Origin of the sequence: Sphingomonas kyeonggiensis (assembly GCF_014196745.1) — a bacterium.
Classification (GTDB): Bacteria; Pseudomonadota; Alphaproteobacteria; order Sphingomonadales; family Sphingomonadaceae; genus Sphingomonas; species Sphingomonas kyeonggiensis.
In genome coordinates, this window is record NZ_JACIEH010000002.1 from 421,653 (window position 1) to 442,299 (window position 20,647).

19 protein-coding genes are annotated in these 20,647 nt (G+C 67.4%); 11 read left to right on the top strand and 8 right to left on the bottom strand.

Annotated elements, in window-relative coordinates:
- Positions 1 to 12: 12 nt before the first annotated feature.
- Entirely contained in the window at positions 13 to 918 is a 906-nt protein-coding gene (locus tag GGR46_RS11115; RefSeq protein WP_183998785.1) for a formylglycine-generating enzyme family protein, read from the bottom strand.
- A 150-nt stretch (positions 919 to 1,068) separates the two neighbouring features.
- Between GGR46_RS11115 and GGR46_RS11120 the strand changes: the two genes are divergently transcribed.
- Positions 1,069 to 1,512 (top strand): RrF2 family transcriptional regulator, encoded by a 444-nt coding sequence (locus tag GGR46_RS11120; RefSeq protein WP_183997659.1) that lies wholly within the window; start codon positions 1,069 to 1,071, stop codon positions 1,510 to 1,512.
- Between the two features lie 69 nt (positions 1,513 to 1,581).
- Positions 1,582 to 2,790, top strand: coding sequence for an FMNH2-dependent alkanesulfonate monooxygenase (gene ssuD, locus GGR46_RS11125; RefSeq protein WP_183997661.1), 1,209 nt, complete (start codon positions 1,582 to 1,584; stop codon positions 2,788 to 2,790).
- 233 nt (positions 2,791 to 3,023) lie between these two features.
- On the opposite strand, the gene GGR46_RS11130 is transcribed toward ssuD, so the two are convergent.
- Genes GGR46_RS11130 through GGR46_RS11155 form a run of 6 tightly spaced genes read right to left on the bottom strand, consistent with a single transcriptional unit; the run spans position 3,024 to position 10,201 of the window.
- On the bottom strand, positions 3,024 to 3,779 hold the full coding sequence (locus tag GGR46_RS11130; RefSeq protein WP_183997663.1) for an ABC transporter ATP-binding protein: 756 nt from the start codon (positions 3,777 to 3,779) through the stop codon (positions 3,024 to 3,026).
- Between the two features lie 3 nt (positions 3,780 to 3,782).
- Positions 3,783 to 4,562, bottom strand: a complete 780-nt coding sequence (locus GGR46_RS11135) for an ABC transporter permease subunit (RefSeq protein WP_183997665.1) — start codon at positions 4,560 to 4,562, stop codon at positions 3,783 to 3,785.
- A complete protein-coding gene (locus GGR46_RS11140; protein WP_183997667.1) occupies positions 4,559 to 5,533 on the bottom strand; it encodes an aliphatic sulfonate ABC transporter substrate-binding protein in 975 nt (324 codons plus the stop codon). Before GGR46_RS11140 ends, GGR46_RS11135 begins: the two co-directional genes overlap by 4 nt.
- Positions 5,530 to 6,468 (bottom strand): TauD/TfdA dioxygenase family protein, encoded by a 939-nt coding sequence (locus GGR46_RS11145; protein WP_183997669.1) that lies wholly within the window; start codon positions 6,466 to 6,468, stop codon positions 5,530 to 5,532. The genes GGR46_RS11140 and GGR46_RS11145 overlap by 4 nt, the downstream gene beginning before the upstream one ends.
- 22 nt (positions 6,469 to 6,490) lie before the next feature.
- Positions 6,491 to 7,828: an LLM class flavin-dependent oxidoreductase gene (locus GGR46_RS11150; protein WP_343058109.1), complete on the bottom strand. Its 1,338-nt coding sequence runs from the start codon at positions 7,826 to 7,828 to the stop codon at positions 6,491 to 6,493.
- Between the two features lie 6 nt (positions 7,829 to 7,834).
- Positions 7,835 to 10,201 (bottom strand): TonB-dependent receptor, encoded by a 2,367-nt coding sequence (locus GGR46_RS11155; protein ID WP_183997671.1) that lies wholly within the window; start codon positions 10,199 to 10,201, stop codon positions 7,835 to 7,837.
- 169 nt (positions 10,202 to 10,370) lie between these two features.
- Here GGR46_RS11155 and cysK point away from each other — a divergent pair, with 169 nt between their 5' ends.
- From cysK to GGR46_RS11170, 3 genes are all read left to right on the top strand, one after another.
- Entirely contained in the window at positions 10,371 to 11,327 is a 957-nt protein-coding gene (cysK, locus tag GGR46_RS11160) for a cysteine synthase A (RefSeq protein ID WP_183997673.1), read from the top strand.
- Positions 11,328 to 11,379: 52 nt separating this feature from the next.
- On the top strand, positions 11,380 to 12,060 hold the full coding sequence (locus GGR46_RS11165; RefSeq protein WP_343058110.1) for a DOPA 4,5-dioxygenase family protein: 681 nt from the start codon (positions 11,380 to 11,382) through the stop codon (positions 12,058 to 12,060).
- Positions 12,061 to 12,156: 96 nt separating this feature from the next.
- Entirely contained in the window at positions 12,157 to 14,517 is a 2,361-nt protein-coding gene (locus GGR46_RS11170) for an arylsulfatase (RefSeq protein ID WP_183997675.1), read from the top strand.
- A 28-nt stretch (positions 14,518 to 14,545) separates the two neighbouring features.
- Here the strand turns inward: GGR46_RS11170 and GGR46_RS11175 are convergent, their stop codons facing one another.
- Positions 14,546 to 15,013 (bottom strand): Lrp/AsnC family transcriptional regulator, encoded by a 468-nt coding sequence (locus tag GGR46_RS11175; protein WP_183997677.1) that lies wholly within the window; start codon positions 15,011 to 15,013, stop codon positions 14,546 to 14,548.
- Positions 15,014 to 15,140: 127 nt separating this feature from the next.
- On the opposite strand from GGR46_RS11175, the gene GGR46_RS11180 reads away from it, so the two are divergent.
- The 6 genes from GGR46_RS11180 (at position 15,141) to GGR46_RS11205 (ending at position 20,647) form a co-directional block, all read left to right on the top strand.
- On the top strand, positions 15,141 to 16,214 hold the full coding sequence (locus tag GGR46_RS11180; protein ID WP_183997679.1) for a Glu/Leu/Phe/Val family dehydrogenase: 1,074 nt from the start codon (positions 15,141 to 15,143) through the stop codon (positions 16,212 to 16,214).
- An 8-nt stretch (positions 16,215 to 16,222) separates the two neighbouring features.
- A complete protein-coding gene (locus GGR46_RS11185) occupies positions 16,223 to 16,456 on the top strand; it encodes a hypothetical protein (RefSeq protein ID WP_183997681.1) in 234 nt (77 codons plus the stop codon).
- A gap of 414 nt (positions 16,457 to 16,870) precedes the next feature.
- Complete coding sequence (locus tag GGR46_RS11190) at positions 16,871 to 17,287, top strand: response regulator (protein WP_183997683.1); 417 nt, start codon at positions 16,871 to 16,873, stop codon at positions 17,285 to 17,287.
- Between the two features lie 161 nt (positions 17,288 to 17,448).
- Positions 17,449 to 19,323 carry a PAS domain-containing sensor histidine kinase gene (locus GGR46_RS11195; RefSeq protein WP_343058111.1) on the top strand — a complete coding sequence of 625 codons (1,875 nt, stop codon included), beginning with the start codon at positions 17,449 to 17,451 and terminating at the stop codon, positions 19,321 to 19,323.
- Positions 19,320 to 19,967 carry a response regulator transcription factor gene (locus GGR46_RS11200; protein WP_183997685.1) on the top strand — a complete coding sequence of 216 codons (648 nt, stop codon included), beginning with the start codon at positions 19,320 to 19,322 and terminating at the stop codon, positions 19,965 to 19,967. The genes GGR46_RS11195 and GGR46_RS11200 overlap by 4 nt, the downstream gene beginning before the upstream one ends.
- A gap of 236 nt (positions 19,968 to 20,203) precedes the next feature.
- A complete protein-coding gene (locus GGR46_RS11205; protein ID WP_183997687.1) occupies positions 20,204 to 20,647 on the top strand; it encodes a hypothetical protein in 444 nt (147 codons plus the stop codon).

The window sequence follows — 20,647 nt, forward strand, 5'->3', positions numbered from 1 at the left end:
CGGCGCGCGCCGTCAGGCCGCCCGGCGCGAGACGCAGCGGAAGCCGATATGGCTGGTGGCGCTGTCGATCATCTGCGGGTGGCGCGCCGCCGGGCGGTAGCGCTGGCAGTAGTTGACCGCGCACAGATGCGAGCCGCCCTTCAGCACCTTGCGTCCGATCCGCACCGCATCGGCCTCATAGCTCTCGCCGATCGTCGCGCCGCGCGGATTGACCGCCTGGCAGCAGCTGCGCTTCACGGTCTGTGCCGCGGCATACCAGTCGCGCGTCCATTCCCAGACATTGCCGATCATGTCGGACAGGCCATAGCCGTTCGGCGGGAAGCTGCGCACCGCGCTCGTGCGGAACTTGCCGTCCGGCTTGAGCGTCGCGAACGGGAACATCCCTTGCCAGAAGTTGGCCAGGATCGCGCCGCCGGGCGACAGTTCGTCACCCCAGGCATATTCCGCATCGACCAGTCCGCCGCGCGCGGCGAACTCCCATTCCGCCTCGGTCGGCAGCGCCTTGCCGGCCCATTTCGCATAGGCCTCGGCATCGGCGAAGGCGATATGGACCACCGGATGGTCCTCCAGTCCCTGGATGCTGCTGTCCGGCCCGGTCGGATGCCGCCAGTCGGCGCCTTCGACAAAGGCCCACCACTGCGCGTGGTCGTGCAACTGCACCGGCGCCTCAGTCGGCTGGAACACCAGCGAGCCCGCTACGGCCAGCGCCGGGTCGAGGCCCGGATAGTCCTTCGGATCGGGCGCGATCTCGGCGAGCGTGCGATGGCCGGTCGCCGCGACGAAGGCGGCAAAGGCGGCGTTGGTGACCGGCGTCTCGTCGATCCAGAAGGGATCGACCCGCACCGGGCGGAGCGGGCGCTCCTCCTCGTAGAAGCGTTCGGAACCCATCGTGTAGCTGCCGCCGGGCAGGTGCTGCATGCCTTCATGCGGGACTGCCGGGCCGGTCGTTCTGGTCTTCATAGCGAAGGACCCCTAGCGGCTTTTCGGGGCGAGGGGAAAACCCTCCGCGCAGGACGGCGGATGCGGATCGATTGAAACGGGGAAGCCGCTCGCGCATAGAGCGGCGCCATGCTCTCGCAGAAGACCCGCTACACCATCCGCGCGCTCCAGCACCTCGCCGACCGGTATGGCGAGGGTCCGGTGCCGCTGGCCGAGATCGTCGAGAAGCAGAACATCCCGGGCAAGTTCCTGACCGTCATCCTCTCCGAGATGAACCGCGAGGGCATGGTCAATTCGCAGCGCGGGCGCGACGGCGGGTACATGCTCGCCAAGCCGCCCGAGCAGGTGCGGATCGGCGACCTCGTCCGGATGACGCACGGGTCGCTGGCGCTGGTGCCCTGCGCGAGCCGCTTCCGCTATGAGAAGTGCGACAATTGCATCGCCGAGGAAGATTGCCGGCTCCACCATCTGATGCTCCACCTGCGCGACGAGACCGCGCGGATCCTCGATGCGGTCACGCTAGCCAATCCGCTGCCCGAAGCACTAAACTCTACTTATGAAGTAGACAATTAATCCTGCTTTGCCGATGTGCGCCTGAAGCGCTTGCCTGTGTGCTCCATCGCAAGGGCAGGAGTACAGGCCATGACGGGTTTCATCGGTTCGGGAGCGGCGGATCGCAGCCCGCTCAACTTCCTCTGGTTCATTCCCTCGGGCGGGGACAATCGTCGCCTCGCCTGGCCTGAGGGTGAGCGCGCGCCCGATCCCGAATATCTCCGCCAGGTCGCCGTCGCCGCCGACCAGCTCGGCTATTATGGCGTGCTGATGCCGACCGGCGCGATGTGCGCCGATGCCTGGATCACCGCCGCCTCGATCGCGCCCTTCACCGAACGGCTCAAGCTGCTGGTGGCCTTGCGCCCGGGCCTGACCGCGCCGGCCGAGGCGGTGCGCCAGGCCGCCGCGCTCGACCGGCTGTCCAATGGCCGGGCGCTGCTCAACGTCGTCACCGGCGGAAGCCCCAAGGCGCTGGCGCAGGACGGCATCTTCCTCGACCACACCCAGCGCTACGAGCAGACCGCCGAGTTCCTCGACATCTGGCGCAAGCTCGCGCGCGGCGAGACGGTGACCCAGAAGGGCGAATATCTCGGCATCGAGGATGGCCGGCTGATCTTCCCCTTCGTCCAGGAACCGCATGCGCCGATCTGGTTCGGCGGCTCGTCCGAGATCGCCCGCGAGATCGCGGCGGAGCATGTCGACGTCTATCTCGCCTGGGGCGAGCCGCCGTCGCAGCTCAAGGAGATCATCGACGATGTCCGCGAACGTGCGGCCAGGCGCGGGCGCACGATCCGCTTTGGCCTGCGTATCCACTTCATCGTCCGCGAGACCGAGGCGGAAGCATGGGATGCCGCCAACGACCTGATCCGCCACGTCACCGACGAGCAGATCGCGCTGTTCCAGTCCTTCCTGACCAAGGGCAGCGATTCCGTCGGCCAGTCGCGGATGCAGGCACTGCACAAGGGCAGTCGTGCGAACCTGGAGATCGCGCCGAACCTGTGGGCTGGCATCGGGCTGGTCCGCACCGGCGCCGGCACGGCGCTGGTCGGCGATCCGGACACGGTGGCCGAGCGGCTCCAGGAATATGCCGATATCGGGATCGATACGATCATCGGCTCGGGCTATCCGCATCTCGAGGAAGCGTATCGCGTGGCCGAGCTGCTGTTCCCCAAGCTCAACCTGCCGCATCGCCGGGGAGCGACGCTACCGCCGCTGCGGCCCTTCTTCACCCAAGCCGATGTGAAACTGGCCGCGGAAGGGCTGGCGAAGGAGCCAGTTCCGGCGGGCCGGTTTACTTGAATCTATAGTTCCTCCCCCAGCTTGCTGGGGGAGGAACTTCTGACCGACGTCCCGGCCTTGCAATGTAGGATTTCGCCTGCTCCATACTGATGGATGCAAGCCTGCTTCTCTTCCTGCACCGACCGCTTCTGCCGCGGGCATCTGCATGGGAAGGGAAACCAGGGCCCCCGTGTCGTATGTTTCGTAAACTTCCGCGCCCCGCGTCGGGCCCGAATCAGCCGCGGCGCCGCTGCCTACCGCCCCAGCAGCCGGTCCAGGATCAGCCCTTCCAGCGCCGCCAGTTCGGCATCGCCGTGCCGGCGCGGGCGGGGCACGGTGATCGGCAGGTCTAGCGCGATCCGGCCCGCCTCCATCACCACCACCCGGTCGGCCAGCGCCACCGCTTCGGCGACGTCATGGGTGACGAGCAGCGCGGAAAAGCCTTCGCTCGCCCACACCGTCTCGACCAGCGCCTGCATCTCGATCCGGGTGAGCGCGTCGAGCGCGCCCAGTGGCTCGTCGAGCGCGAGCAGGCGCGGCTGGCTGATCAGCGCGCGGGCGAGCGCGACGCGCTGGCGCTGGCCGCCGGAAAGCGCGGCGGGCCATTGCTCGGCCTTGTCGGCCAGCCCCACTTCGGCGAGCCGGGCATCGACCAGCCGGTCGCGCTCGGCGGCATCGAGCCCGGCCGGCGCCCCCACCGCGACATTCTCGCGCACGCTCGCCCAGGGGAGCAACCGCGGCTCCTGGAAGACGAGGCGCGCCGCATTGAGATCGACATCGATGCTGCCGCCCCCCGGCTGGATCAGTCCCATGACCGCGCGGAGCAGGGTGCTCTTGCCGCAGCCCGAGCGGCCAACGATCGCGACGAATTCGCCGGGCTCGATGTGCAGGCTCAGCCGGTCGAGTACCTGGTTCTGGCCGAAGGCGATCGACAGTTCTCGAACCGAGACAGGCGCGCCCTGAGGGCTGTGGGCACGTTCTTCGACGAGGCGGAGTGCGGGGAAGTTCATGGCTCAGGCCCTTGCGTAGGCGGGGTTCCAGCGGAGCAGGCGATGCTCCAGCGCGCGGGTGAGGCTGTCGGCGAGCTTGCCGAGGCCGGCATAGACGAAGATCGCCAGCACGATGATGTCGGTCTGGCTGAACTCGCGGGCTTGCGTCGCCATGTAGCCAATGCCCGAATTGGCCGCGATCGTCTCTGCGACGATCAAGGTCAGCCACATGATGCCCAGGCCGAAGCGCAGGCCGACCAGGATCGAGGGCAGCGCGCCGGGGAAGATGATGCGGCGGAACAGCTCCCAGCGCTTCATCCCGTAGACTCGGCCCATCTCGATCAGCTGCGGATCGACCGAGACCACGCCGTGATAGGTGTTGAGATAGATCGGGAAGAAGATGCCCCAGGCGACGAGCAGGATCTTGGCCTGCTCGCCGATGCCGAACCACAGGATGACCAGCGGCAGCAGCGCGAGGTGGGGGATCGTCCGGACCATCTGCAGCGTCGGGTCGAGCAGCCGCCGCGCGAAGGGCGAGAGGCCGCAGAGAAGCCCGAGCGCGAAGCTGATCGATCCGCCGACGACGAGCCCGGTCAGCGCGCGGGCGGTGCTGACCGCGAGGTGGTGGATCAGCTCGCCATCCGCGGTCAGCTCCGCCGCCGCCTTCACCACCGCGGTGGGCGCCGGCAGGATCTGCGAGGGCAGCAGCCCGGTGGTCGAGGCGAGCTGCCAGACGACCAGCAGCCCCACCGGCACGATCGCCGGGACGAGCGGGCTCTCCTTCCAGCCGGCGCCCCGGGTCATGCGGGCTTCCAGCCGGTCCAGGCGGCCTTGGACGCATCGACCTTCTTCGGCAGCACGCCGGCGTCGAACAGATAGTCGGAGACCTTCTGCTGGTTCTCGATCACCTCGGGCGTCACCGGATCGACGCGGAACAGGAAGTCCTTGTAGCGGGCGAGCATGCCGTCGAGCACCTGGGGCGGCAGCCGCGTCGCCTTGGCGACCTGGTCGCGGTAGAAATTGCGGTTGGCATTGCCCCAGGCCGCCTCGGCCCGCAGCTCGTCGAGCGTGGCGCGCAGCACATCGGTGCGGTTGCGGACGAAATCGCCCGAGGCGATGTAGAAGGCGGTGGTGTTGAGCCCGGACGCGGGCAGCGGCACCTCGCGGGCGCCGCCGCGGACCTGGGCGAGGGTGAAGTACGGGTCCCACACCACCCAGGCATCGACCGCGCCATTGGCCAGCGCCGTCTGCGCGTCGCCGGGGGCGAGACTTGCCGCCTGGATGTCCTTGAGCCCGAGCCCGACCTGCTTGAGCCCCGCCGCGAGCGCGAACTCGGCGGCCGAGCCCTTGGTGTAGGCGATGCGCTTGCCCTTGAGCTGGGCGAGGCTGGTGACGCTCGACTTGGCAGGCACGAGGAGCCCGCTGCCGACCAGCCCGGGGAAGCTCTGCGCGGCGACGAAGTTGAGGTCGGTCCCTGCCGCCTGGGCATAGGCGACCGGGGTATCGCCGACGAGGCCGATGTCCACGCCGCCGGCGCGGATCGCCTCGATCAGCGGCGGACCCGAGGCGAACTCGACCCATTTGACCGGGCCGAGGCCGCGTTTCTCGAGCCGCTTGGCGAACTCGCCGCGCGTCTCGGCAAGGAAGGGCACGCCGTTCTTCTGGGTGGCGAAGATCACGTCCTTGCGCTCGGGCTTGGTGCCGCCGCAGCCGGCAAGGGCGAGCCCGGCGGCGGTACCGCCGAGCAGGGTGAGGGACTGGCGCCGGGTGATCATTCCGCCGCCTCCAGCAGCGCCTCGGGCGCGGGCAGGATCGCACGGCTCGACTGGCCGTCGACACCCACGGGTACGTCGCCGGCCAGCGTCACGCGGCGGACGACACGGTGCTGATCGCCATAATCGTCGATCGCATAATGCTGGGTGGCGCGGTTGTCCCAGATCGCCACATCGCCTTCGCTCCAGCGCCAGCGCACGCTGTTCTCGAGCCGGGTGACGTAGCTCTGCAACCGGTCGTAGAGCGCCTTGGAGTCCTGCGCGGGCAGGCCGGCGAACTGCTTGACGAAGCCGCCGAGGAGCAGCGTGCGCTCGCCGCTCTCGGGATGGACGCGGACCACCGGGTGCTCGGTCTCATAGACCACGCGCGCGAACACGGCGGCGAAGCGCTTGCGCTGCTCCTCGGTCGCGTCGGGCCGCTCGGCGGCATAGTCATAGGCGTTTGTGTGGATCGCCCGCAGCCCGTCGGCGAGTTCGCGCAACGGCTCGGGCAGGTCCTGATAGGCGGCCACGGTATTGGCCCAGACCGTGTCGCCACCGGCCGGCGGGATCGTCACGCCGCGCAGGATCGAGGCGAAGGGGTAGGCCGGCACGAAGGTGATGTCGGTGTGCCAGTGATTGGCGCGGGCGCCGTGATGCGAGTCGAGCTCGAACAGGAAATTGCCGCGCGACGGCACGGTCGGGTGCTCGAACGGCGTGCCGAAGGCCTGGCCGAACGCTTCCTGCCCGGCATCGTCGAGATGGTGCTGCTCGCGGAAGAACAGCACCTTGTGGCGCACCAGCGCAGCCCGGACGGCGGTCAGCGTCTCTGGCGGGAGATCGGCGGAAAGGCGGATGCCGCGCACCTCGGCGCCGATGCGGCCGCCGACCGGCACCACGTCGAGCGGGATCTCGGGATCGGGCGTGTTCAGATAGGCATTACGGGGAGAGGCGGTCATGGCAGGTCTCCTTCGGGGGTGATCATTCGGCAGCGGCGGCGAGCGCCGGGGCGTGGGGAAGGGGCAGGCCCAGATGGTCGCGCAGCGTCCGTCCGGCATATTCGGTGCGGAACAGGCCGCGGCGCCGCAGCTCGGGCACGACCAGGTCGGCAAAGGCCTCCAGGCCCTGGGGCAGGATCGGCGGCATGATGTTGAAGCCGTCGGCGGCGCCGGAGACGAACCAGTCCTCGAGCAGGTCGGCGATCTCGCCGGGGGTGCCGACGATGGTCTTGTGGCCGCGTGCGGTGATGATGCGGGCGATGAGCTGGCGGATGCTCAGCCCCTCGGCGCGCGCGGTGTCGACCAGCAGCTTCTGGCGGCTCTGCCAGCCTTCGGTCGAGGCCGGTTCGGGCAGCGGGCCATCGAGCGGATATTGCGACAGGTCGACGCCCATCAGCCCGGAGACGAAGCCGATGCCGAGCCGCGGATCGACTAGCGCGAGCAGTTCGTCGTGCAGCCGCTGGGCTTCCTCCCGCGTCTCCGCGACGAAGGGCATGATGCCGGGCAGGACGAGTAGTTCGTCGGGGTCGCGGCCGTTCGCCGTGGCAGTGGCGCGCAGCCGGGAGCGGAAGGCGATGGCGTCCTCGCGCGATTGCTGCGCGGTGAAGACCAGCTCGGCGGTGGCGGCGGCCAGCGCGATGCCGTCGTCGGACGAGCCGGCCTGGACGAGCACCGGATGGCCCTGGGGCGTGCGATCGAGCTGGAGCGGGCCGGCGACCTTGAAGAACTGGCCGTCATGATCGATCGGATGGACTCTCGCGGGATCGTAGAAGCGTCGCGCCGCCTGGTCGGCGAGCAGCGCGCCTTCCTCCCAGCTGTTCCACAGCGCCTTGACCACTTCGACATATTCGCCGGCGCGGGCGTAGCGATGGGCGTGCTCGAGCTGGTGGTCGAGGCCGAAATTATGCGCCTCGAGGTCCGAGCCCGAGGTCACGCAGTTCCAGCCGGCACGTCCGCCGCTCAGATGATCGAGCGACGCGAATTTCCGGGCGAGGTGGTAGGGCGGGAGGTAGGTCGCCGAGACGGTGGCGATCAGGCCGATCCGCTCGGTCTGCGGTGCGATCGCGGCGAGCAGCGACAGCGGCTCATAGTAATAGAGAGGCGCGGCGAGCGCCCCAAGCTCGGACGGGCGGCCGAACATCGCGACATTGTCAGCGAAGAAGATCGCGTCGAACTTCGCCGCCTCCGCCACCTGCGCGAGATGCACATAGTGGCGGAGCTCGGTGAGCGCGCGTGGGTCGACCGAGGGATGCAGCCAGCCCGCGGCGTGGTGGCCCACCCCCATCAGGAAGGCGCCGAGCCGCATCTGCCGATTGTGCACCATCGCTTAGAACCGCGCCCGGGCGGTGGTGCCGAAGGTGCGCGTCTCGCCGAGCACCTTGATGAAGGGCGTGATTGCCGTCGCCTGGCCGATGCCGACGGCATAGCGCTTGTCGAACAGGTTGCGGCTCCAGAATTGCAGCGAATAGCGGCCGTCGGCGCTGCGGATGCCGATGCCGGCATTGGTCAGGCCGTATCCTTCCTGCTTGCCGTAGACGGCGCTGAGCAGGTTGGTGTCGCTGCGATAGGTCTGGTTGATGTACCCGAACAGGCCGAGCGTGTCGGAGACGTTGTTGTCATAGTTCAGGCTGAACTGCCCGCTCCACTTCGACGAACCCGGAATGCGGGTGCCCGAGAGGTTGACCGAGGCGACGGCGTTGCTCAGCTCCACCGGCGGCGGCGCGTTGGTGTAGGAACGGAAGGTGGCGTCGTTGAACGATCCGCTCGCGGTAGCGCTGAAGCCGCCGCCCAGCTTGGCCGAGCCCTCCAGCTCGACGCCGCGCAGACGGGCGCGGGCGGCGTTGCCGAGGAAATAGCCGAGCGCGACGCGGTTGGGGTCGTACTGGGTCGCCTGGAAGTCCTTGATGTCGTTCCAGTAGAAATTGACGTTGAAGGTCGCCCGGCCGCCGGCGAGCGTGGTCTTGATGCCGGCCTCATAGGCGGTCGACTTTTCCGGATCGATGATCACCGGCTTGCCCGGCGTCGCGCCCAGATTTGCCGCGCCCGACTTCTCGCCATAGCTGACCGAGGCATAGAGCAGCACGTCGTCGGAGAGCTTGAACGATGGGTTGACCAGCCACGACCAGCTGCTGGTCGTCTTCTCGTCCGCTACCTCGAACACACCGCCGAACGCGTTGACGATCGCGGCTCGGGCCGGCGCCAGCGCGGCGGGGAGCGTTGCGCCGCCGAACGCCGTGGCGGTGTTCGACGCCTTCTTGTTCTCGCGGGTGAAGCGCAGGCCGCCGGTCAGCGCGAGCCGGTCGGTCGCGTGCCAGGTCAGCTGGCCGAACGCGGCACCGCTGGTGACCCGGAGCTTGCCGTACTGGTCATATTCCACGCCATCGAGAATGGCGGGCGAAAGCGCCGCGGCGGGCAGCGCGCCCGTGAGGAAATACTTCGTCGAGTCCGCCTGGAAGATCGAGCGGTTGTTGCTGACCAGGTCCTCGCGCAGGAAATAGCCGCCGAACTGATATTCGATCGGACCGCCGATGGGCGAGGCGATGCGCACTTCCTGCGAATATTGGTCGACATCGACGTCATAGCCGGCGCGCAGGATCGAGAAGGGCGAGAGATCGCTGTCGTTGTGCGGGCGGAAGCGCAGCTGGCGCCAGGCGCTCACCGCGGTGAGGGTCGGGCCGCCCAGGTCGATGGTCAGCTCGTTCGACAGGCCGTTGACCCGCGAGTCGATCCGCTGCTGGGTGTTGAGATTGGCGTTCTGGCCGATCTTGTAGCTGGGCGTGTAGCCGAAGATCGACTTGAGCTTGTTCTCCCAGGCCCCCGAGCGGACTGCGCCATTGGCGAAGGTCGTGGCGTCGGCGAAGCCCGGATAGTAATTGTTGTACTCGCTGGTCTCGTAATGTTCGCCGATCAGGCGGCTGGTGACCGGTCCGCTCTGGAACAGCAACTGTCCGCGCGCTGCCCAACGATTGACGTCGAGATATTTCTGGCCGTCCTGCTTGTTCTTCGCCCAGCCGTCCGACCGGTCGACATAGAAGGTCGCGCGATAGGCAAGCGTGTCGCCGATCAGCGGGCCGGTGGCGTTGGCCCGGATCTGGTAGCGGTTCTGGTTGCCATAGCCGGCCTCGAGGTTGAGTTCGGGCGTGAAGCTCGGGCGCTTGGTGGTGACGATCAGCGCCCCGATCGTGGTGTTCTTGCCGAGCAACGTGCCCTGCGGTCCGCGGACCAGCTCGACATGGTCGAGATCGACGAAATCGAGCCAGCTGAAGCCGACATGGGTGAAGAACACATTGTCGACGATCAGTCCGACGCCCGATTCCGCACCGTCGTTGCTGGCATTGCCGCCGAGCCCACGGACATAGAGGCCCGAGACGCGGGTGTTCTGCTGGACGGCGGCGAAATTGGGCAGCTTCGCCGCGAAATCGGCAACGCGGTAGATATGCTGGTCGGCAAGCTCGTTCCCCGAGACCGCGCTGATCGCGACGGGCACGTCCTGCAGCTTCTCCTCGCGGCGGCGCGCGGTGACCAGGATCTCCTGGCCGGTGGCGTGCTGCGCGTCCTCGTCCGCAGCGGGGTCGCCGGCGGTCGTGGCAACGGGCTTGGGCTTGTCGTCATCCCTGGCCCAGGCGGGCGCCGAAGCGACCATGGTGAGCGCGGTGGCGGCTAGTGCGAGAACCCGGATCTTCCTGTTGTGCATGGTCGTGCCTCCCTTATCTCTATCATTCAAGTAGAGATTAGGCAGAGCAACCGGAGTTCGGCTTCACTGGGCTGAGCTAAAACTATCAGGACCGGAATGGACCAAGCTGGCTTATTATCCACTAATCTGATAGGAAATAAACCCGGCCCGAAAAATGGGGGAGTCGCGCGTGAAGGCGAGCAGCATTCTCGAGACGATCGGCGGCACGCCGCACATCCGCGTATCGCGGCTGTTCCCGGATGCCACGGTCTGGATAAAGTCCGAACGGTCGAACCCCGGTGGATCGATGAAGGACCGGATCGCGCTGGCGATGATCGAGACGGCCGAGCGCAAGGGCCTGCTCCGTCCCGGTGGGACGATCATCGAGCCGACCAGCGGCAATACCGGCATCGGGCTGGCGCTGGTCGCCGCGGTGAAGGGCTACAGGCTGATCCTGGTGATGCCCGAGAGCATGAGCGTGGAGCGCCGTCGCCTGATGCTCGCCTATGGCGCCAGCTTCGATCTCACCCCGCGCGAGAAGGGCATGGCCGGCGCGATCGAACGGGCGCACGAACTGGTGCGGGTGACGCCCGGTGCCTGGATGCCGCAGCAATTCGACAACCCCGCGAACATCGACGCGCATGTCCGCACCACCGCGCAGGAGATCCTTGCCGATTTCCGCAACGACCCGATCGACGCGATCGTCACCGGCGTCGGCACCGGCGGACACATCACCGCGCTGGCAGAGACGCTCAAGATGGAATGGCCGGGCCTGCAGGTGTTCGCAGTGGAACCCGAGCTTTCGCCGGTCCTCTCCGGTGGCCGGCCGGGACCGCACCCGATTCAGGGCATCGGTGCCGGATTCGTGCCTACCAACCTCCATGCCGACATGCTGGACGGCGTGATCCAGGTGGGGGCGGACGAAGCGCGGGCCTTCGCCCGCCGCGCCGCGCGTGAGGAGGGGCTGCTCGTCGGCCTGAGCTCCGGCGCGACGCTGGCTGCGATCGCCCGCAAGCTGCCCGAGCTGCCGGGCGCGAACATCCTCGGCTTCGCCTACGACACCGGCGAGCGCTATCTCTCGGTGCCCGATTTCCTTCCGGAGGAAGCGGCGCCCGAGCTCGTTCTTGCCGGCATGCGTGCGCACTGAGCGACGATCCGCTCGGCCCCGACGCCTTTCCCCTTCCACCGGAGACGATCCCGTGTCGCTGGAACCCAATTTCTTCAACGAGCGTGACGACCAGATGTGGGCCGATCTGCTATCGCCGGGGCGACGTGCGCTGCTCGGTGGCGGCGCCGCAGCACTGGCCGCGATTGGACTGGCGCGTGGTGCCGAGGCGCAGACCGTGCCGGTTGCGGCCGCGCCGGCGCCCGTACCGGCGGGCCGCAGTCCGTGGGGCTACGATACCTACAAGGAGCCGACCCCGCGGCCCAAATCGGTGCGTCCGGGGGAGGCGGTGCTGCCAGCGAACCCACGCGCCTATACCGACATCAAGAGCTACCACGCGCACATCTATTTCGACGAGGACAGCCACGCGAAGGCCGCACTGATCCGCAAATGGGCGGCGGAGCGCTTCTCGGTCGAACTGGGCAACTGGAACCTCGAGCCGCGTGGCCCGCACGTGACGCCGTCCTTCTATTTCGGCTTCACCAACGATCTGCTGCCGGTGATCGTCCCCTGGCTGCAGCTCAACAGCCTTGGCCTCACCATCCTGCTGCATCCCAACACCGAGGATCCGCGCGCGGATCACCTCTATTACGCGCTCTGGGTGAACCGCGCGCAGCCGGTGAATGCCTATGGGATGCACGGCCCGGCACCGGGCGAGCCCAAGGTCGAGCAGATCTATCCCAACACCCGGCCGACCATCCGGCCCGAGGCCTGATCGCCCGGGAGCAAGCTCGGCTATCGCCGGCTAAAGCGCATCTCCTTATTGTCTATCATGTAAGTAGAGTATTGTCGGAGCCGATTGGAGGGGCTCATGACCATATTCCGCCGTACGTTGCTGCTGCTGTCCGCATCGAGTGTTTCACTGGCCACGCCGCTGGCCGTGCGGGCGCAGACCGCGCCCGGTGGGAGCGAAGGCTTCACCGGCAAGATCGCGGTGAAGCGCGCCGACTCGGTACCGGCTTTCCCCCGGCGGCCGGAGGCGCCCAGGTCCGCGCCCAATGTCGTGGTGATCCTACTCGACGATGTCGGGTTCGGCGCGACTTCCACGTTCGGCGGCCTTGCCCGCACGCCCAATCTCGACACCTTGGCGAGGGACGGGGTGCGCTACAATCGCTTCAACACCACCGCCATCTGCTCGCCTACCCGCGCAGCCCTGCTCACCGGCCGAAACCAACACCAGGTCGGGTTCGGCAATCTGCAGGACATTGCGGCGGGATTCCCTGCTTACAACACGATCTGGAAGAAAGAGACCGCTTCGATCGCGCGGATCCTGCACGACAATGGCTACAGCACCGCGGCGATCGGCAAGTGGCACAACACGCCGCAATGGGAGATCTCGTCCGCCGGGCCGTTCGACCGCTGGCCTACCGGACTCGGCTTCGACCATTTCTACGGCTTCATGTCGGGCGAGGACGACCAGTGGGAGCCGCATCTCTTCGACAACACCACCCCGGTGGAATCGCCGCAAAAGGCCGCGCCCGGCTATCACCTGACCAGCGACCTGGTCGACCATGCGCTGCGCTGGGTGGACGAGCATGACGCGCTCGCCGCCGCCAAACCCTATTTCCTCTATTTCGCCACCGGCGCGGCGCACCAGCCGCACAATCCACCCGCCGAATGGATCGCGCGCAACAAGGGCCGGTTCGACGGCGGCTGGGACAGATATCGCGAGGAGGCGTTCGCCCGGCAGAAGCGCCTGGGCGTCATCCCCGCCAATGCCCAGCTCACGCCGCGTCCCGAAGGCCTGCCCGCCTGGGACAGCCTGACGCCCGACCAGAAGAAGCTCTACGCCCGTCAGATGGAAGTCTATTCGGCGTTCGTCGAGCACACCGATGCCGAGGTCGGCCGGCTGATCCAGGAGGTCCGCAGCCGGCCGGGCGGCCAGAACACGCTGATCTTCTACATCGTCGGCGACAATGGCGGCAGCGCGGAGGGCGGGCTCGACGGCTCGATCGCCAACGAGGCCGCTTCGGGCACCGGCGGCCAGGTGGGCGTGGCGGCGCAGCTCGCGCAGCTCGACAAGTTCGGCGGACCCGATGTCGCCAATCACTATGCCGCGGGCTGGGCCTGGGCGACGACCACGCCGTTCCAATGGATGAAGCAGGTCGCCTCGCATTTCGGGGGCACGCGCAACCCGCTGATCGTGTCCTGGCCCGGCCATACCGACGCGCCGAGCGCGGTGCGCGGCCAGTTCGGCCATGTGAACGACATCGCGCCGACCATCCTCGACGCGGCCGGCATTGCGCTGCCCGATACGGTCGACGGGGTGAAGCAGATCCCGTTCGAGGGCCGCAGCCTTGTCCCGACCTTCACCAACGCCGCCGCGCCCGAGGCGCACCGCGAGCAATATTTCGAGATATTCGGCAATCGCGCCATCTATCGCGACGGCTGGGTGGCGGCGGCGCGCCGGCCCTATCTGCCGTGGAAGCTGATCGAGTCGGGCCTCAGCGTCTACACCAGCGACCCTGCCACCGATCGCTGGGAACTCTACCATGTCGATCAGGACTATAGCGAAGCGAACGACCTGGCCGCGAAGGAGCCGGCCAAGCTCGCCGAGCTGAAGGCGGAGTTCGAGAAGGAAGGGCTGCGCAACGGCGTCTTCCCGCTGCTGCCGGCGCCGGTCGGCGCGCCGAGCCTCTATGACAAGAACGCGACCCGCTTCGCCTATCAGGCCGGGATCGGCCAGCTGCCGCGCAACGCGCTGCCGGATCTGTCTGGCCGGGCCCACCGCTTCGAAGTGGACATCAAGGGCGATGCCGCGACAGGCAGCGGGGTTCTGCTCGCCGAGGGCGGGCGCCTGGGCGGGTTCACGCTCTATGTGAAGCAGGGCAGGCTCGTGTTCGAGAACAATGCCTATGGCCAGGCACACCAGACCGTCGTCTCGGATGCGGCGCTGCCGTCCGGGCCGCTCACGGTCGCCTATGAATATGCGCCCGACCAGCCGAGCGCGAAGGGCGCGTTGTTCAACCCCTCGGTACCGGGCACGGTGACGCTCTATGTGAACGGCAAGCAGGTCGCCGCCGGCCCCGTCGGCAAGTTCCTGACTGCGGTCGGCGCCTATTCCGAAGGCTTCGACATCGGCCTGGATCGCGGCTCGCTGGTGAGCGGCGATCCGGCGGGCCAGGCGCGCTACACCCAGCCGCTCGGCGAGGTGCGCCTGTTGCTCAAGTGAGCCATCGATAAGGAGAGACGGCGGCGCGCTAGGGGATGGGCAGCGCCGTCGTCGCCTTCACCTGGCTGAGCGCGACGGTCGAGTTGATTTCCTGCACGCCGGGGAGCTTGGACAGCTTGGTGAAGAAGAAGCGCTCATAGGCCTCGATGTCCGCCGCGACGATGCGCAGCATGAAGTCGAACACGCCCATCAGCACATAGGCCTCGAGCACTTCGGGGAAAGAGCGGATCTGCGCGGCGAACTCGTCCAGGTTCGCACGGCCATGGGCGTTGAGCTTGATCTGCGCGAAGATGTGGGCGTTGAGCCCCACCTTCTGCCGGTCGACCAGCGCGACCCGCTTCGTGATGATCCCTTCCTTCTCCAGCCGGTCGACGCGTCGCCAGCAGGGCGAACTCGACAGACCGACCATCTCGCCCAGCTTTGCGGTGGGCATCGAGGCGTCTTCCTGCAGCACCTGGAGGATCTTGCGTTCGAACGGATCGAGGCTGGTGGGCAAATCTTTTCTCCAATGTGCCTAAATTCGGTATGATCGTGCTGACTTCATAGTGAATCCTGCAAACAAGGCCAGTTTATCCCGCAAAGATCGTGGAAGAGTCACCTCCAGATTTCAGGAGCCCTTTCCCATGGTCGATACCGTCTGTGATTCCGCCACCCCGCCCGAGAGCGTGCACGTGCTGCGCGACGATGATGCCGGGCTGAACGGCATCATCGTGCTGCACTCGACCCGGCGCGGCCCGGCGGCGGGCGGGTGCAGGCTCTGGCGCTATGGCGACCATGCCGCGCTGGTCGGCGACGCGATGCGGCTGGCCGAGGGCATGACCTACAAGAATGCGATGGCCGACCTGCCGCTGGGCGGCGGCAAGGCGGTGCTCAACCTGCCCGAGGGCGATTTCGACCGGCGCCGGCTGTTCGCTGCGTTCGGCCGGGCGGTGGCGCGGCTGGAGGGCGACTATGTCACTGCCGAGGATGTCGGCACCAGCGTGGCCGACATGGAGGCCGTGCGCGGCGAGACGCGCCATGTCGCGGGCCTTCCGCCGCGCGATGGGCGCCCCGGGGGCGATCCCTCGCCCTGGACCGCGCGCGGCGTGTTCCTGGCGATGGAGGAAGCCGCCCGCCGCCAGCTCGGCAGCGAGCTCAAGGGATTGCGCGTTGCGGTACAGGGCCTCGGCCATGTCGGGTCGGCGCTGTGCGGCATGCTCCACCAGGCCGGCGCCCGACTGATCGTCGCCGAGCCGCGCCCCGGCATCGCCGCCGAGATCGCCTGCCGCTATGATGCCGAGATCATGGGCCGTGACAGCATCCTCGATGCGCGCTGCGCCATCTTCGCGCCCTGTGCGCTGGGCGGGGTGCTCGACGCGGAGAATATCCGCCGGCTGCGCGCCAGCGTCGTCTGCGGTGCGGCGAACAACGTCCTCGCCACGCCCGAGGATGGCGACCGGCTCGTCGATCGCAGCATCCTCTATGCGCCCGATTATGTGGTGAACTCGGGCGGGATCATCAGCGTCGCCGGCGAATATCTCGGCTGGAGCATCGACGAAGTGGCCACGCGCGTCCATGCGACGGGCGTGCGCCTGGGGGCGGTGCTTTCCCACGCCGCGCAGAACGGCCTTGCCCCACACCGCGCCGCGGATGCGCTGGCCCGGGCACGGATCGTCGCGGCGCCGGCGCCGGCGGCCGCGGTGCGCGAGGCAGCCTGAGCCGGGCAATGCGGTTCGATATCGTCGGGGAGCCGAGCGCTGCCCTGGTCTGCCGCCTGGTCGGCCTCGTCGCGCAGCACGACCTCGAGGCGCCCGACCTGGAGATTCGTACCGTCGCGGGATGCATGGAGATGCGCCTGGAGATCGGGGAAATGGGCGGCGCCGTCGGCGCGATCCTCGCGCAGAAAATGGCCCGCTGCATCGGCGTGGAGGCGGTCGCGCTGGACGGCGTGCCGGTCTAGCGTTGTCAGCTGTCGAGGTGCCCCCTGCCAAGAGTATTAAGTAAGACTACGAATCGCGGCGCGCGGGCGGTTCGACCTAGGGTGTCGGCATGCCGTAACCGGCAAAAGGGGCAGGGATGAAGAAGGGCGAGCGGCCCGACCAATCCCGACATGAAATCGGCGTGATACCCCAACGGACCGGCGTCCGTTGCTCGATCACTGGCATCCCATCACCGCGCAAGGATCGTGGCCTTCGCGGCGGAGGGATATGCGCAGAATCGGGACCGCGCCTTGAAGGAGGCTGCTTCTGTGCTCTTCTTTGGTCTGTTCGGTGGCCCCGGAATACTGATAGGATTGCACAGGGCATCGACCGACGGCGCGACAGACGCGGGCGGCCCCACAAGCAGCAAGCCTGCAAAGAGGGTGTAGGGCACAATGGGTCCGCGGAAGCAGAATCTCCCGCATCTCCTTCTGATTGAAGACGATGCGTCCGTCCGACGAGGCCTGCAGCTGCTGCTCCAGGGCAAGGGCTACCAGGTCCATTCCTTCGCCAGCGCCGCCATGGCGCTCGTCGATCCCGCCTCGGTGGAGACGTCGCATGTCGTGGTCGGCTATTCGATGCCCGATTGCGACGGGGTCCAGGCGCTGCGCACGCTGCTCGCCCGGGGCTGGCACGGCGTCGCCGTCCTGATCACTGCGTTCTTCTCTGATGCGCTGCAGGCCGAAGCAATCGCAGCGGGCTTTGCCGCAGTGCTGCCCAAGCCCTTTCGAGACGACTCGCTGTTGGAAGAGCTCGCATCCGCAGTTCCGATAGACGCCGAAAGCGAAGCGCAAGTCGCGGAAATCTCCTAAGCGAGTCTCGTTTTCGAACCGGAACACGCCGAATTTTCCATTTCCACGATGTTTCTGCACCGTTTCCGATGCAATTTCTCCGTGCTATCGTCGGCTGACCTATTCGGTGGAGTGGATGCACTATCCTGTGCATCTCCATCCGCCGAAGGGGGGAGATTGCGGTGGCCGATGCCCCACGAACATCGGCGCGCGACCTGGTTGCCGCCTGCGGGGTGGTGGTTGGCTCGGTCGCTGTCGCCACGTTGCTGCGCTGGACGCTCGCGCCCTGGCTGGGCGACTATGGGCATTACCTGCTCTACGCCGTCGCGGTCTTCGTAACGGGTGCCTTTGCCGGTGCCGGCCCCGCGCTGGCCGCGGCGCTGGCTTCGATCCTTGCCGTCACGCTGGCGGGATGGGCGAGCGACCAGACGGCCTTTCTCGAGCGGATCGTCTTCCTGCTGGCCTCGTCGGTGATCATCATCGTCGTGTCCTATATCATCCGCCTGCAATGGCGCCTGCGCACCAGCGAGCAGGTCGCGGAGCGCGGGGTGAGCCGGGCGGAAGACCTTGCCGAGACGCTGAACCTGCTGATCGACGGCGCCGAGGGCTGCGCCATCTACATGCTCGATCCGCAGGGCCGGGTGACGATCTGGAACAAGGCAGCCGAGCGGATGCAGGGCTGGACCGAGCGCGAGGTGGTGGGCCAGCATTGCTCGCTCTTCTATCCCGACGTCGCGGTGGAGCACGACAAGCCGCAAAACGATCTCGACCGGGCCCGGGCCGAGGGCGGGCTGGAGGAAGAGGACTGGTGCGTCCGCAAGAACGGCTCCGAGTTCCTCGCGCACATCATGCTGACCCCGCTCTATGACGAGCGGGGCGCGCTACGCGGCTTCGCCAAGGTGATCCGCGACGTGACCGAGCAGCGTGCGGCGGAGCGCCATCTCCAGGCGAGCGCCTCGCAATTCCGCTCGATCCTGGCGGCGGTGCCCGATGCGATGGTGGTGATCAACGAGGCGGGCAAGATCCTCTCGTTCAGCGCGGCGGCGGAGAAGCTGTTCGGCATGCGCGAGGCAGATGTCGTCGGCGCCAACGTCAATTGCCTGATGCCATCCCCCGATCGCGAGCGGCACGACGACTATATCCGCCGCTACCTGACGACCGGCGAGCCGCGGATGATCGGCATTGGCGGGATCGTGCTCGGCCGGCGCAGCGACGGAACGACCTTCCCGATGGACCTGTCGGTGGGCGAGGCGGTTGCGGAAGGCGGGCGCGTCTTCATCGGCTTCATCCGCGACCTCACCGAGAAGGTCGCCGACGAAGAGCGGATCGAGACGCTGCGGTCCGAACTGATCCATGCCTCGCGAGTCAGCGCGATGGGCACGATGGCCTCAACGCTCGCGCACGAGCTCAACCAGCCGATCACCGCCGTCGTCACCTTCGTGCGCGGCGCGCGCAACCTGCTGCGCGAGAATGATCTCGAGAATATCGACATGATCGAGGAAGGGCTCGACGAAGCATTCGAGGAGGCGCTGCGCGCCGGCAGCATCGTCCGCCGGCTGCGCGAGTTCGTGGCGCGCGGCGAAGTCGAGAAGACGATCGAGTCCGTGTCGGCGCTGGTGGAGGATGCCTCCGCGCTTGCCCTCATCGGGGCGCGGGAACGCGGGATCGAGGCGAGCTTCCAGCTGGATCCCGGCGCCGACAGCGTCTTGGTCGATCGCATCCAGATCCAGCAGGTGCTGATCAACCTGATGCGCAACGCGATCGAGGCGATGGCCGGATGGCCGCGGCGTTCGCTCACCGTCTCTACCATGCCCGACGAGGCCGGGTTCGTCCGCGTGATCGTCGCCGATACCGGGCCGGGCGTGTCGCCCGAGGTCGCCGAGAACCTGTTCCGCGCCTTCCACAGCACCAAGCTGACCGGAATGGGGCTGGGGCTCTCGATCTGCCGGACGATCGTCGAGGCCAATGGCGGTCGCATCTGGATGGAGCCCGTCCAGGATGGCGGCGCCCGTTTTCTATTCACCCTGGTTCGTGCCGACACGGAGGCCCTGGAATGACCGACAAACCGCTTGTCCACGTCATCGACGACGAAGAGAGCGTGCGCCGTGGCGCGAAATTCTTCCTGACCACCACGGGCTATACCGTGCGGACCTGGTCCTCCGGCATCGCCTTCCTGAAGGAAGTGCGCCATGCCGAGCCGGGCTGCGTGCTGCTCGACATCCGGATGCCGGAAATGGACGGGCTGGAAGTGCAGCAGCGGCTCAACGCGCGCGGCGTGACGATGCCGGTCATCGTGCTGACTGGCCATGGCGACGTGTCGGTGGCGGTGAAGGCGATGAAGGCGGGCGCGGTCGATTTCCTCGAGAAGCCCTTCGACACCGACGCGCTGCAGGATGCGATCGACCGGGCCTTTGCCCGGATCGCGGCCGGCAAGGACCATAGCGCGCGAGTCGCCGAGGCGGGCGTGGTGCTGGGCGTGCTGAGCTGCCGCGAGCGCGAGGTGCTCGAGGGGCTGGCGCGGGGGCTGCCCAACAAGACGATCGCCTTCGACCTGGGGATCAGTTCCCGCACCGTCGAGGTGCACCGCGCCAACATCATGGCCAAGCTCCATGCGAAGAGCCTGTCCGACGCGTTGCGCATCGCCTTCGCGGCAGGGATGGGACAGGGCCGCGCGGCGTTCCCGGCGGTGTCGGGGCAGTAGCGGCAGGGCTCGCTTCATCCGGCTCCGCGAGGGCGACAATCGAGTCGATTTCGGGGGGCTGCTGCTGCCTTCGGGAGTGCCCTGGCCCGTGGGGTCTCAGCTATGGCTCGCAAGCCACGGAAACCGCAGGAAACTGCGGTTTCTTGGCTCAATGCGTCAGGTTACGGAGCCGCGATTTAACCCCGCGTCAACCGCTTTGCGCGAAAAAGGAACCGTTCTGGCGGGAGTTCCTTTTCATGCAGTACAACAACAGCGCTTCTACCTTCGTGCGCCGCGCCGGCGCAGTCGCAGCCTTTGGCGCGATGCTCGCAGTGGCACCGACGGCCTTTGCCGACACCAATCAGGACGGGTATCGTCTGATGGTTTCGGGTTATGTCCCGGTGGTTTGCCGCGCGAACCTCGACAGCATGGTCACGCCCTCGAACAGCGGCCAGGTCGATCTCGGCACGCTTCACGAGTTCTGCAACAGCGCCAATGGCTATCAGGTCACCGTCGATCACTCGCCGGAACTGGCCGGCGCGACTCTGATGATCGACGGCAATGCCGTGCGCCTTTCGGATGCGGGCTCGACCGTGATCTCGAGCGCTTCGCAGCCGGGCATTGCGGCGCACAAGGTGTCGCTGGTCACCGATAACGGCCAGGCGAACGGCACCCTGTCGATCCGCGTCACCGCGCTCTGA